Genomic DNA, 13,964 nt, shown 5'->3' on the forward strand with positions numbered 1-13,964 from the left:
ATCTAACCTCCCACTTATACTAACTCAATTATAAGTCCCATTCTTTTAGATGTTTTATTGTCCCTCCTATAAGAATAAAATAAATGTTCATTACAATTTGTACATAAATTCAAATTAACTATATTTTCTCTTTTTATTCCATTCTTAATTAATATATGTTCATTTATTTTCCAAAGATCTAAAAAATATTTTTTCTCTTTAATTATATAAAAATTATCACTCAAGTTTGTAAATTTATTGTTAAATTTCTCAATCAAATCTATTCCCACTTCATAACAACAAGGACCTATTGATGGCCCTATAACACAAACTATATCTTCACTCTTAGAATTAAACTTTTCCTTCATTTTTATTATTAAATTTGAAGATATTTCTTCGAAAGTCCCTTTCCAACCAGCATGAACACATCCTATAATATTATTCCTTATATCTATAAACCCTATAGATACACAATCTGCTACAAATACCATTATTGGAACTTTAGACAATTTAGTTATAAGTCCATCGCCATTATTAACTATACCTGTCTTTTCAATATCATCTATCAATATTACATTATCTCCATGAACTTGTTTATTAAATGTTAAATTTTTAAAATTAAACCCCAAATCATCACAAACTTTTTCTCTATCACTTTCTTTAGAAACATCTATATCCTTAGTTGTAAAAGCAACTTTAACAAAAGGATATTTTTTTACCTCATCAAAAAATATATATTTCACAAAATCACCTTTTCTCATTTAGTATTTTTTCAAGTTCTTGTAAAAAAGTATTTATATCTTTAAAATGTCTATACACAGATGCAAATCTAACATAAGCTACTTCATCTATTTCTTTCAATTTTTCCATAACTAATTCTCCAATTTTTTTACTATCTATTTCTTTAACCATACTTCTATTTATAATACTCTCTATATCTTTAACCATCTTTTCTATAACATCAATAGACACTGGTCTTTTTTCACAAGCTTTTATAATTCCATTTATTATTTTGCTTCTATCAAAACTTTCTCTATTTCCATCTTTTTTTATTACCATCAATGTTATATCTTCTATCCTCTCATAAGTAGTAAATCTTTTTTTACAACTTTCACATTCTCTTCTTCTTCTTATAGAACTTCCTTCATCAGTCGGTCGAGAATCAATTACTTTTGATTGAGAAAAATTGCAATATGGACACTTCATAAAATAAATCCCTCCAATTTTCATCTTAAGTTAATTATATACATTAATAAACTATATGTCCATGCTATTAAGTTCTACCCTCTGATCAATATTTACTAAAATTGTGTCACACCCTATTTTTACTATCTCATTCCACAAAATAGAATAACACTCTCCTCTTCCCAATAAATACATCTTTGAATTTTCATTAAAAATAATTAAAGATCTTATTTTCCCCTCATTCATATCCAATTCTATATCATTTATAAATCCTAATTTTTTCCCATTATTTATATTTACAACCTCTTTTTCCATAATATCTGATATCTTAAACATACAAAATCCCCCTCCTTATAAATAATAAATATGAATTTAAAAATTATTTTATAACAAATACAAAAATACTAAACAAAAAAAATGACCTCAAATTTAAGGTCAAATATATTTTCTCATATTTTTCAAAGCATTTTTTTCTATTCTCGAAACTTGAGCTTGTGATATACCTATCTCCTCAGCTACTTCTATTTGTGTTTTCCCTTTATAAAATCTTAAATCAAGTACAAGTTTTTCTCTACTATTTAATTTTTTTATAGCCTCTCTTAATGCAATTTCTTCTATCCACACCTCGTCATTCCCTTTTTTATCTTGAACTTGATCCATCACATATATAGCATCTCCATTATCCTGATATATAGGATCAAATAATGAAATAGGATCTTGTATAGCATCAAGAGCCAATACTATATCCTCTCTATCTATATTAAGTTCCTTGGATATATCTGATATAGTAGGTTCTTTAGCATTTTCTCTAGTAAGTCTTTCTCTTACTTGGAGAGCTTTGTAAGCTATATCTTTTAACGATCTACTCACCCTTATAGGATTATTATCTCTTAAATACCTTCTTATTTCTCCTATAATCATAGGAACTGCATAAGTTGAAAACCTTACATTTTGACTTAAATCAAAATTATCTATTGCTTTTATAAGCCCTATACATCCAATTTGAAATAAATCATCAATATTTTCTCCTCTATTATTAAATTTTTGTATTACACTTAGTACTAATCTCAAGTTTCCCTGTATAAATTCTTGTCTAGCATTTTCATCTCCATCTTTTATTTTTGGTAAAAGTTCGAGCATTTGTTTATTACTTAATACTGGTAATTCAGATGTATTTACTCCACATATTTCTACTTTATTAATTTGCATCAATACCAGTCCTCTCCTCAAAATATTTCTTTTTCAATTATTTACATAAATAAATTTTTTATACTTTTGAGGAGCTATAAATATTAGGAAATTATACAAATTTTTTCATTTCTTTTTTTAATCTGAATATTATTTTTTTCTCCAATCTTGATATGTACGATTGCGATATCCCTAAAATATTCGCTACTTCTTTTTGAGTTTTTTCATTTCCATTTTGAAGCCCAAATCTCAACTCCATAATTTGCTTTTCTCTATTAGATAATTTATCTAAAGCTATCTGAAGAAGTTCTTTGTCTATTTCTTCTTCTATCAATTTATATATTTCATCATTTTCTGTTCCAAGAACATCTGAAAGCAGAAGTTCATTTCCATCTAAATCAACATTTAATGGCTCGTCAAATGAAACTTCAACCTTCTTTTTACTATTTTTCCTCAAATACATAAGTATTTCATTTTCTATACATCTTGAAGCATATGTTGCAAGTTTTATATTTTTATCAAGTTTAAATGTATTTACAGCTTTTATAAGTCCAATAGTTCCTATAGAAATTAAATCTTCTATATCTAATCCTGTATTTTCAAATTTTCTAGATATATAAACAACTAATCTTAAATTTCTTTCAATCAATATACTTTTTACATTTTCATCTTTATCAATATTTTTCAAAAGTTCTGCTTCTTCTTCTGGATTCAAAGGCGGTGGAAGTATATCATTACCACCTAAATAATACATTTCATCATAATTCATAAATCCAAACTTAATTAACATTCTGTTGATTAAATACAAAATTTTACTCTTTAATAAATTAAAAAACTTTAACATAAATACCCCCCCTCATAAAATAAAAATTTTATATTTTAAATAAAATTTGGATTAATTATTGCATTATACTCATCATTTTGAGCAAAATTTGATAATCCTAAAATAATATTTCCCTTTTTATTTCCATCCACTTCTACATAATCAGCTTTAATTCCAAGTATTAAACCTCTCTCATTTCCAACAATTTTATACGGTATTATCCTAAATCTATTTGAAATATCAATACTCAACTTACTTAATAAATAATTTACTTTTTTAAAATCCATAATAGAATAATCTATATAAACTAATTCCTCAGGCAAAATCTTTTCTAACTCCTTTACATCTACTATCATGACAGGATCTTTTGTTATAGGGTCTTTTAATAAATTACCTGTATCTAATAAGGCTTTAAATGTTAAAATATTATCTTCAATTTTAACACATACTTCTTTTTGAATATCTTTAAATATATTCAAACTTTTTAAATCATTATAAAAACAACTCAATATCTTATAACTAATAAAAACTATTGTAATTATTAAAGAAATTGTAATATTATTTATACCTATAAAATACTCTATAAAAAAAACACTTCCACCTAAAAATATACTCACTAAATAAAATGTAAATAAAGTTCTTAAAAACTGTTTTATATTTTTATACTCAAAAGCAACTAATACTATTAAACTACTAAATATAATTTTAAATATAATAGTGTATAAAAAATAAAATTTTGGAATAAAATAAAACATAGAATATACAGCTCCAATTAATGCACCAATTAATGCTTTATACCTAACTAAATATAAATTAAGTATTTTAGAAGTAGTTTTTATCATAATATAATCTAATAATAAATTTTCAAAAAAATAATACTCTGCATAAACTATCATTAAAATCACCTATTAAAATTTTTAAATTATCCATAAATAAATTATACTAAATCACTTATTATTTTTATGTCATAATACGTAGTCGAATTTAAAATTATTTCTTCAATTTATAACAAAATTTTATTAAACACAAAAAAAGAAGAAGACTTCTTTATCTTCTTCTCCTTAAAAATGTAGGTATGTCCAAATCATGATCAAAATTATTTTGTTTTTCTTCTCTTGATTTTCTTTCTTCTCTTACTTCATTATTTATTTCATTGTTTTTTTCCTTCTCTTTATAATTCGATATATCTAAAGCATTATCTTGACCTTCTTGAAATCCTGTTGCTATAACAGTGATTTTAAGTTCATCTCCCAAATCTTCATTTATAACTGCACCAAATATTATATTCGCTTCTGGATCTGAAGCTTCTTGAACTAAACTTGCAGCTTCATTTATCTCAAATAAACCTAAATCTGATCCTCCAGTTATATTAAGTAATACTCCTTTTGCTCCTCTTATAGAAGTTTCAAGCAATGGACTTTGAATAGCTTGTTTTGCTGCTTCAATAGCTCTATTTTCTCCTTTAGCACTTCCTATACCCATATGAGCAAGCCCTTGCTCCCTCATTATAGTTTGAACATCAGCAAAATCTAGATTTACAAGACCAGGAACTGCAATTAAATCTGATATACCCTGAACACCTTGTTTTAAAACATCATCAGCTATCCTAAAAGCTTCAAGCATAGAAGTTTTCTTTTCAACTACTTGAAGTAATCTATCATTAGGTATTGTTATTAAAGTATCTACATTAGATTTAAATTCTTTTATTCCCTGTTCTGCATGAAGCATTCTTCTTCTTCCTTCAAATGTAAATGGTTTTGTAACAACACCTACTGTAAGTATACCTAATTCTTTAGCAACTTGAGCTACTATTGGCGCTGCACCCGTTCCTGTTCCACCTCCCATACCAGCAGTAACAAAAACCATATCCGCTCCTTGAAGAGCTTGCATTATAGCATCTCTACTTTCTTCTGCAGCTTTTCTACCTATTTCCGGGTTTGCTCCTGCTCCTAAACCTCTCGTTAATTTTTCTCCAATTTGTATTTTTTGTTCAGCTTTAGAGGTAAAAAGAGCTTGCTTATCCGTATTTATAGCTATAAACTCAACTCCCTTTAGCTGAGCTTCTATCATTCTATTAACAGCATTATTTCCTCCGCCGCCTACTCCTATTACTTTTATCTGTGCAAATTGATCCATATCAACATCAAATTGTAGCATGTAGGAACCTCCTTACTATATAATAATTCATTTTAAATTTATGCTATATTTATTACATTGCTTCTCAAAACTTTTATTAATATTTAAGGTATTCAACATAAAATATTAATCTCCTCTTTTTTTGTTCAGTAATTTATTAAAAACACACCTTCTAATTATAGCAAAATTTTGGAACAACCTTCCTCCAAACACAAATATACAAGCATAATAAAGTGGTACTCCCAATCTATCACCTATATAAGCCAATAACCCCGCTAAAATTGCATTTCCAAAAAAACCAGTTATAAATATAATATTATCATATTTTCCTTCTAAAGTTGCCCTTATTGCACCAAATACAGAATCCATGGCTGCTAATAAACCAACAGATATGTACAAAGAATAACTATCAGGATAAGTTACAGGTATATAATATCCAATAATTATCCCAAGTGCAAGTCCTATCAAAGATAAAATCAAATTAATCACCTTCTTTTATATATGTAAAATTTATTTTCTTATCATATTTAGGTATTATAATTTCATCCATAACCTTTAAATTTACATCTATTTTGGAAATATATTTTAACAAAACTGCATAAGAATTAGGCGCTTGCATAGCTGCCTGCAAAAGTTTTTTATTTCCTATAGCCTTAATAACAAATGGTGGTCCATAAGTTGAACCATTTACCGTTATTGTAGGGCCTGAACATTTAATTTCTGATAAAGATATCACTCTTTCTCCATTTATAGATATAGCTTCTGCACCTGCCACTTTTAAATCATTTACTATCATTAAAACATCTATATCGTGTACTAAGTAATTATTAAGCGTTTCTCCTTCTTCTAAAGGTTCTTCTAAAGGCTTTTCACTATCCTTTAATTCTACAATTACCCCTTCTCCTTTTACATCTTCAAAACCAGTAATAATTTTAATATCTTTTAATTCGTTTTCTAATATACTACTTATAGAACCACTTTCATCTAACTCCAATTCATACTTAGCTACATCAGATTTTTTTTCGAAAACTAACTTTTTTATATTTTCTAATTCTACTCTCTCTAAATTAATTTGATTTTCCATCTCCTTTATACTTTTCAATGTAACAAAAGTATTATTGGGATTTAAACTTTTCATATGAATCGATATTATAATTCCCAAAAGAAACATCAAACAAATTATAGATTTTTGTTTTATTTTTTTGCTCATATAATTTCACCTACATTTTATTATCTACCGGTTTTGCATATTTAAATTTTACTTTTTTACTGTATCTAGGTATTTCAATATTTTCTTTTTTCTGTATAGTTATATCTAAATCCCAATCAGTTCTTAACTGCCATATTACACCAAATCTTAAATTCAAAGTTGCTTCCAATGTATCTGGATTTCCTATACATTTTATCTCAAAAGGAGGAAAAATTGGATCTCCATTTACCATCAACTTCTCTCCTAACAAGAAAATTTCTGTATTTGAAACAATCCTTTCATTATTTATAGATATAGCCTCTGCTCCTGCCGCTTTTAATTTATTTATTATTCTTAATAAATTATCGTAATTATACAATAATATATTTCTATCTTGACTTCCCTTTGCTTCTTCTAATTTTATTAGAACTCCAGGTCCTTTAACATCAGTATACCCAGCTAAAATTTCATATTTTTTCATATCGTTTTTTAAATTTTTTACAATTACACTTTTTTTAGCTTCAGAATCTTTGTACTCATCAATTCTATCTTCTAAACACTTTAATTCTTTTGCTAACGCCTCTTTTCTATCTCTTAAACTTTTAAGCTCTATAGCTAATTGATTTGCCTTTTGAGATGATACTAATCCTCCTGTCGTTTTATCCACAGTTTTAAATTCAATAATAAGCAACATCCCCAAAAAAAAGCTCAGTATTAATAATGATAAACTATTTTTTTTCAAAACACACCACCACCTATTCAGGTCTATATACAGGATATCCTTTATATCTCATATCAACTATTCCTTTTGATATATTTCTTGTATATAAATCTATCAAAATTTTATTTAGCGCAAGCATTTTATACTGTACATCTTCACCTTTTCCAAGTAAAACTTCTATTCCTTGTATTGTATATAACCTAATGTTTTTATTTTTATCTACATTTATTTCAGATATATTACTTAAAATATTAGCATTATTACAAGAATTTATCAAATCTAATATTTTTGCCAAAAAATCACTATCATCTAATTTTATTTTTTCTCCTACTTTTAAATTTTTAAAATTTATTCCTGTAAGTAATGCTTTATCAACATTTTTAATATCTTCTTCTACTTTTAAAACCGTTCCTTCTTCGCTTATAAGTACATACGATCCCATATATGGTATAGCACACATATCCACTCTTTCCGCCAAATCTATAATCATTTTATTTGGAAATTTAATTTTTATATTTACATCTTTTATATACGGATTTTTTAATAAATTGTTTTTTATATCTTTTAAATTATACATATATATATTTTTATTCATTTCTATTTTACCACTATTAAGTATATCTTCCTTATTCAATTTAACTTGTCCAATTATTTCCAATTCTTTCAAACATAAAAAATCCGTCTTCATAAATATATATCCAAATATAGATACTATCAAAACTAATAACAATAGCAATATCTTATGTATTTTTTTCATATTTTTTATCACCCCCTCTAAAATAAATGAAAAGAAGGCTTAAGCCTAAGCCCTAATAACATTAGCACCTAGACTATTTAGAACCTTCTCCATGGCTTCATATCCTCTATCTATGTGATGTATATTTTCTACTTCTGTACATCCACTAGCAGCAAGCCCTGCTAAAACCAATGCTGCTCCACCTCTTAAATCAGAAGATCTAACCTTTGTTCCCATCAATCTTTCTACGCCTTTAATAATAGCAAATTTTCCATTTACATTTATATTTGCTCCCATTCTAATTAACTCATCACAATGCTTAAATCTATTTTCAAATATATTTTCACTAACTATACAAGTTCCACTTCCTAACGTCATTAAGGCCATCATTTGAGCTTGCATATCTGTAGGAAATCCTGGATATGGATGTGTTTTTATAATCTCAATAGACTTTATAGTTTTTGGAGCAACTAATTTTACCTTATTCCCTATATATTCAATTTCACATCCAGATTCTTTAAGCTTTGACACTATACTGCTGATATGCTCAGGTATAACATCATTAATAATAATTTTTCCTTTAGTTATAGCTCCTGCTACTAAATAAGTTCCTATAACTATTCTATCAGGTATTATTCTATATTCAACATTATAAAGTTTTTTAACACCTATTATTTCTATACAACTACTCCCTGCTCCTTTTATTTTAGCTCCCATAGCATTTAAAAAATTAGCAAGATCAACTATTTCAGGTTCCTTAGCTGCATTATAAATTTTTGTAATACCCTTTGCTTTTACAGCTGCAAACATTATATTTTCTGTCGCTCCAACACTAGGAAAATCTAAATGTATATCACAAGCTCTAAGATTTTCTCTTGTACAATTAATAAATCCATGTATTTCCTCTACTTTGACCCCCATTTGTGATAATGATTTCAAATGAAGATCTATCGGCCTTGGTCCTATCTCACATCCTCCAGGATAACTAATTTTAGTATATCCAAACCTCCCAACCATCGCCCCAAGTAAAACAATAGAGGATCTCATTTTTCTTACAAATTTTTCTGGTATCTCAGATGAATTAACATTTTTAGTGTTTATAATCAAGGTTCCATCTTCCATTTTAACATAACAACCTATATGAGTTAATATATCAATCATTACTTTTACATCAGATATATTAGGGACATTGTGTATTATACTTTCTCCCTCATTTAATATCGTTGCAGCTATAACAGGTAATACTGAATTTTTTGCACCTTTTAAAGTTATCTCTCCTTCTAACTTATTTCCACCATAAACTATATATTTTGCCAAAAGGGCCACCCCCTACTAAATATAAAAAAGACTTTATTTTACATCTTATTGCATTTGAGTCTTACCCAGTAAAACTCCTTTATAATATATAATTTTATGTATCAGTAGGGGTTTATGTTACTTTATCATCTCTATAATTTCTTTATAAATTATATTTATAGAATCAGGATTACCAATTAACTTGCTATTATTTTCCATATTTTTCAATTTTTCTCTATCTCCTAAAATTTTAAATATGGTTTCATTTAATTTATAAGGTGTCAGATGTTTTTCTAAAATAGCTATTCCAGCACCTTTTTTTTCAATACTCTTTGCATTGAATTCTTGATGATTTTCAGCAGTATATGCTTTTGGAATTACAATAGATGGCTTTCCAAGCGCTGTAACCTCTGCAAGAGTTATAGCCCCTGCACTACATATAACTAAATCACAAGCTGCCAATGCATTCGCCATATCATCTAAATAAGGAACTATTTTTTGAAACCCCTTTAAATTTACATCTCCTATTGAATTTATAAAATCCTCATAGTGATTTTTACCTGTAACATGTATAAATTGTATATCTTCTTTAATAAAATTACGAATAATAGAAATCATAGAATCATTTAACTTCTTAGATCCTCCACTTCCTCCAACAGATAAAACCATTTTTTTATCTTCAGCAATCCCCAGTTTTCTCCTTGAATTCAATTTATTAGAATGCAAAATTTCTTTCCTAACAGGATTACCAGTAAGCACAACATTATCTCTATCTTTAAAATATTTTTTTGCATCTTCAAAACTTATTAAAATTTTATCTACTACTTTAGAAAGTATCTTATTTGTTATTCCCGGAAAAGCATTCTGTTCATGTATTACAGTAGGTATTTTATTAATAGCTGCATTAAATACAACTGGTCCACATACATATCCGCCAGTCCCAATAACTATATCAGGTTTAAAATTTTTTATTATTCTCCTAGACTGCTCTAATCCCTTAAGTAATTTAAATACCCTCTTAATATTATCAATACTTATTTTCCTTCTAAATCCTTGTACAGTAATAGTTCTTAATTCATAACCTGATTTTGGAACAATTTCATTTTCAATACCATTTTTAGTCCCTACAAATAATATTTCAACTTCTTTTATTTCTTCTTTCAACTTATTAGCTATAGCTATTGCCGGATAAACATGCCCTCCAGTTCCTCCGCCAGAAATTAAAACTTTCATTTTATCAACTCCTGTCTAACTTAACATATCTTGATATATTTAATACTATTCCAATAGCTGCCATAAATATTATAAGTGAACTTCCTCCATAACTTATAAAAGGAAGTGGCATTCCAGTAACAGGCATAGATGAAGTTGCAACAGCTATATTAATCATAACCTGTATTCCTATTTGAGATGTAATCCCCGTAACTAACATACAAGAAAAAGTATCTGGACAATTAATAGCAACTCTTATACATCTGTATATCAAAAATAAAAACAATAACAGCAAAAATATACATCCTATATATCCTAATTCCTCTCCTATTATAGCAAATATAAAATCATTTTGAGGTTCTGGTATATAAAAAAATTTTTGCCTACTTCTTCCAAGACCTAACCCAAATAATCCCCCTGATCCTAAAGCATACAACGATTGAATAACTTGATAACCATCCCCTAGAGGATCTTTAAACGGATCCAAAAAAGATGTAAGTCTTTTTAATCTATAAGGTGCAATAGCAATCATAATTCCAAGCAGTCCAACTCCCGCTCCTATCATTGAATAAACATATTTAAAATCCATACCAGCTACAAATAGCATTACAAAAGTAGTCATTATAATAGTACCAGCTGTTGAAAGATCAGGTTGTAAAACTATAAGTGCAAAAAATATAGTCGAAACTAAAAGTGGAGGCAAAATTCCTTGAACTAAACTACCTATTTTATCTTTTTTATTCTCTATTACTTTTGACACTATTATTATAGAAGCAAATTTTGCTATTTCAGATGGCATTATTGTAAGTCCACCAATACCAAGCCATCTTTTTGCACCATTAAATGATACGCCTAAAGGAGTTAGTACTGCAACTAATAGTAATACAGTAATCCCTCCTATTAGTGGAATAAACTTTTCTAATCTCCTATAATTAATTTTTGATACAAACATCATTGTAAAAAAACCCATAAATGCATAAATTACATTTCTCTTTAAAAAATAATACGCATCATTCATTTTAAATTTAGCTTGAACATAACTAGAACTAAACACCATTATTATACCTATTACTACTAGTGTTATAGTTGTATAAAAAATATATGGATCAAAATATTTTTCTCTTTTTTTAGCCATTTAAAAACCTCCTTAAAATTCACAGGCTAAACACTTCATTTTTAAAATCTTTCCCTCTAACTTCATAGCTTTCATACATATCCCAACTAGCACAAGCGGGAGAAAGCAATACTACATCTCCAGATTTCGCTAATTCATAAGATTTTTTTACTGCTTCTTTCATATTTTTCACCTTATGACAATTAAAAAATCCCTCTTTATTAGCTGTTTTTTCTATTATATCTGCAGTTTCCCCCATAAGAACTAATTCTTTAACTCTTCCATTAAAATACTTTACAAATTCTTTAAAATCACTTTTTTTGTCCATTCCCCCTGCAATTAATACAATAGGATCTTTATAAGACTTTATAGCTTTAATAGATGCATCTGGATTTGTTCCTTTAGAATCATTGATAAATTTAATATCATTTATTTTTCTCACAAATTCTAACCTATGCTCTACACCATCAAATGTCTTCAATGTATTTTTTATTAAATTTAAATCTAAATTTAATACTACCCCTATACAAATTGCGGCTAATGAATTTTCTAAATTATGATCTCCTGGTATACTAATTTCATTTTTATTCATTAATATAGTATTTATGTCTTTAAATTTTATTACAATATTATCTTCTTTAACAAATACTCCTTCATCAAGTATTTCTCTTCTACTAAAAAATATCACTTTACTTCTACATTTAGAAGCCATTGACCTAACTATAGGACAATCATAATTTAATATTGTAAAATCTTCTTCATTTTGATTTTCAAATATTCTCGCTTTTGCATTTATATAATTTTCCATTGTCTTATGTCTATCTAAATGATCCTCAGTTATATTAAGTATAGCACTTACTTTTGGTCTAAAATATTTTATGCTCTCAAGTTGAAAACTACTGAGTTCTGTAATAAGTATTGAATTTTCATTGGATTTATCAACTACATCTATTACAGGATTACCTATATTGCCAACTACATACGTATTTTTATTAACTGCTTTAAATATTTCCCCAACAAGTGTAGTTGTTGTTGTCTTCCCATTTGTACCTGTAATCCCTATAAAAGTACCTTTACATAATCTATAAGAAAACTCTACTTCTCCTATAACCTCTATATTATTTTCCTTCAATTTTTTTATAAATAAAAGGTCTAAAGGAACTCCAGGGGATACTATAGTTAAGTCTATATCATTTATATTTTCTATATGTTTTCCCAGTACATATTTAACATTATATCCTTTTAAATTAATTATTATATCTTTTAATTGTTCTTCATTTTTAATATCATTTACAATGACATCTGCTCCCATACTAATTAATTTTTTAACTGTTGATATCCCTGTTTTAGCAAGCCCTACCAATAAAACTTTTTTATTTTTTAAATTCATAATCAAATCCCCCTTTATTCTCTATAATAATGCAAAAAATCCAACAAAACTTAAAATTACACTTATTATCCAAAATACTATTACTACTTTAGTTTCATGCCATCCCTCAAGTTCAAAATGATGATGTAGAGGACTCATTTTAAAAACTCTCTTTCCTGTAAGTTTAAATGACGTAACTTGTATAATTACTGACAAAGATTCTGCAAAATATATACCTCCAACTATCGGAATTATCAAAGATATATTCATAAGTATAGCAGCTGCAGCAATAGCTCCACCTAACGCCATAGAACCCGTATCTCCCATAAAAACCTGAGCTGGATGAGCATTAAACTTTAAGAATCCAAGACATGCTCCGATTAAAGCAGCTGAAACTATAGCTATACTGTCATTTCCCAAACGCATTGCAATCATAGCAAAAAATGAACCTACTATAAGAGTAACTCCAGATGCTAATCCATCAAGTCCATCAGTTAAATTAACACTATTAACTGTAGCTATTGTAACAAATATAATAAACGGTATGTAAAATATCCCTAAATCTATGTTTGTTTTTAAAAAAGGAACTATAACTTTCGTTCCAAGTATTGATGTTTTCGATTGATAAATAGCCAAAATTGTAGCCAAAATTAACTGTCCTATTATTTTTTGATACGCTCTAAGTCCCAATGATCTTTTTAATACTACTTTTATGTAATCATCTATAAATCCTATAAGCCCAAATCCAAATATAGCAACTAATGCAAATATCATATCTTTATTCACTTTAGTTCTTGTAAGGCATGTAATAAATATTGCAATCACCATTATAATTCCACCCATAGTAGGGGTACCATTTTTAGATAAATGACTTTTAGGCCCTTCATCTCTAACTGTTTGGCCAAATTTTAATCTTTTAAGCATAGGTATAAATATAGGTCCCAGTATTAATGTTATTACAAAAGAAATCATTATTGTAAATACTATTTCTTTTAGATTAATCATTTTACCAATCT

16 protein-coding genes are annotated in these 13,964 nt (G+C 27.4%); all 16 read right to left on the bottom strand.

Translation table 11 applies throughout. From position 1 onward, the window contains the following. Positions 1-14 precede the first annotated feature (14 nt). The 16 genes from pgeF to mraY all read right to left on the bottom strand — a co-directional run bounded on the left by pgeF (position 15) and on the right by mraY (position 13,953). Positions 15-722: a peptidoglycan editing factor PgeF gene (gene pgeF / locus BUA19_RS04210; protein WP_242939234.1), complete on the bottom strand. Its 708-nt coding sequence runs from the start codon at positions 720-722 to the stop codon at positions 15-17. 4 nt (positions 723-726) lie between these two features. Beyond that, a complete protein-coding gene (gene nrdR, locus BUA19_RS04215) occupies positions 727-1,185 on the bottom strand; it encodes a transcriptional regulator NrdR (RefSeq protein ID WP_072724030.1) in 459 nt (152 codons plus the stop codon). Positions 1,186-1,236: 51 nt separating this feature from the next. Then, a complete protein-coding gene (locus tag BUA19_RS04220; RefSeq protein WP_072724032.1) occupies positions 1,237-1,500 on the bottom strand; it encodes a YlmC/YmxH family sporulation protein in 264 nt (87 codons plus the stop codon). 99 nt (positions 1,501-1,599) lie between these two features. Next, positions 1,600-2,373: an RNA polymerase sporulation sigma factor SigG gene (sigG, locus tag BUA19_RS04225; protein WP_072724326.1), complete on the bottom strand. Its 774-nt coding sequence runs from the start codon at positions 2,371-2,373 to the stop codon at positions 1,600-1,602. Between the two features lie 91 nt (positions 2,374-2,464). After that, the gene (gene sigE / locus BUA19_RS04230) at positions 2,465-3,196 is read right to left on the bottom strand and encodes an RNA polymerase sporulation sigma factor SigE (RefSeq protein WP_072724034.1); all 732 of its coding nucleotides are present in this window, start codon (positions 3,194-3,196) and stop codon (positions 2,465-2,467) included. A gap of 35 nt (positions 3,197-3,231) precedes the next feature. Continuing rightward, positions 3,232-4,071 (bottom strand): sigma-E processing peptidase SpoIIGA, encoded by an 840-nt coding sequence (locus tag BUA19_RS04235; RefSeq protein ID WP_072724036.1) that lies wholly within the window; start codon positions 4,069-4,071, stop codon positions 3,232-3,234. A 151-nt stretch (positions 4,072-4,222) separates the two neighbouring features. Beyond that, positions 4,223-5,332 carry a cell division protein FtsZ gene (ftsZ, locus tag BUA19_RS04240; protein WP_072724038.1) on the bottom strand — a complete coding sequence of 370 codons (1,110 nt, stop codon included), beginning with the start codon at positions 5,330-5,332 and terminating at the stop codon, positions 4,223-4,225. 105 nt (positions 5,333-5,437) lie between these two features. Continuing rightward, positions 5,438-5,791, bottom strand: coding sequence for a small basic family protein (locus tag BUA19_RS04245; RefSeq protein ID WP_072724040.1), 354 nt, complete (start codon positions 5,789-5,791; stop codon positions 5,438-5,440). Position 5,792: 1 nt separating this feature from the next. Continuing rightward, positions 5,793-6,521 carry a DUF881 domain-containing protein gene (locus BUA19_RS04250; RefSeq protein ID WP_072724042.1) on the bottom strand — a complete coding sequence of 243 codons (729 nt, stop codon included), beginning with the start codon at positions 6,519-6,521 and terminating at the stop codon, positions 5,793-5,795. A gap of 10 nt (positions 6,522-6,531) precedes the next feature. After that, entirely contained in the window at positions 6,532-7,242 is a 711-nt protein-coding gene (locus BUA19_RS04255) for a DUF881 domain-containing protein (RefSeq protein WP_072724044.1), read from the bottom strand. Between the two features lie 13 nt (positions 7,243-7,255). Then, entirely contained in the window at positions 7,256-7,978 is a 723-nt protein-coding gene (locus tag BUA19_RS04260; protein WP_072724046.1) for a cell division protein FtsQ/DivIB, read from the bottom strand. Positions 7,979-8,023: 45 nt separating this feature from the next. After that, positions 8,024-9,274 carry a UDP-N-acetylglucosamine 1-carboxyvinyltransferase gene (gene murA / locus BUA19_RS04265; protein WP_072724048.1) on the bottom strand — a complete coding sequence of 417 codons (1,251 nt, stop codon included), beginning with the start codon at positions 9,272-9,274 and terminating at the stop codon, positions 8,024-8,026. Positions 9,275-9,391: 117 nt separating this feature from the next. Next, positions 9,392-10,486 carry an undecaprenyldiphospho-muramoylpentapeptide beta-N-acetylglucosaminyltransferase gene (gene murG / locus BUA19_RS04270; protein ID WP_072724050.1) on the bottom strand — a complete coding sequence of 365 codons (1,095 nt, stop codon included), beginning with the start codon at positions 10,484-10,486 and terminating at the stop codon, positions 9,392-9,394. A gap of 4 nt (positions 10,487-10,490) precedes the next feature. Further along, positions 10,491-11,600, bottom strand: coding sequence for a putative lipid II flippase FtsW (gene ftsW, locus BUA19_RS04275; protein WP_072724052.1), 1,110 nt, complete (start codon positions 11,598-11,600; stop codon positions 10,491-10,493). 19 nt (positions 11,601-11,619) lie between these two features. Continuing rightward, on the bottom strand, positions 11,620-12,969 hold the full coding sequence (gene murD, locus BUA19_RS11420) for a UDP-N-acetylmuramoyl-L-alanine--D-glutamate ligase (protein ID WP_084601940.1): 1,350 nt from the start codon (positions 12,967-12,969) through the stop codon (positions 11,620-11,622). Between the two features lie 21 nt (positions 12,970-12,990). After that, on the bottom strand, positions 12,991-13,953 hold the full coding sequence (mraY, locus tag BUA19_RS11425) for a phospho-N-acetylmuramoyl-pentapeptide-transferase (protein WP_084601941.1): 963 nt from the start codon (positions 13,951-13,953) through the stop codon (positions 12,991-12,993). Positions 13,954-13,964: the final 11 nt, after the last annotated feature.

The organism is Tepidibacter thalassicus DSM 15285 (assembly GCF_900129915.1).
In the GTDB taxonomy this organism is placed as follows: domain Bacteria; phylum Bacillota; class Clostridia; order Peptostreptococcales; family Peptostreptococcaceae; genus Tepidibacter; species Tepidibacter thalassicus.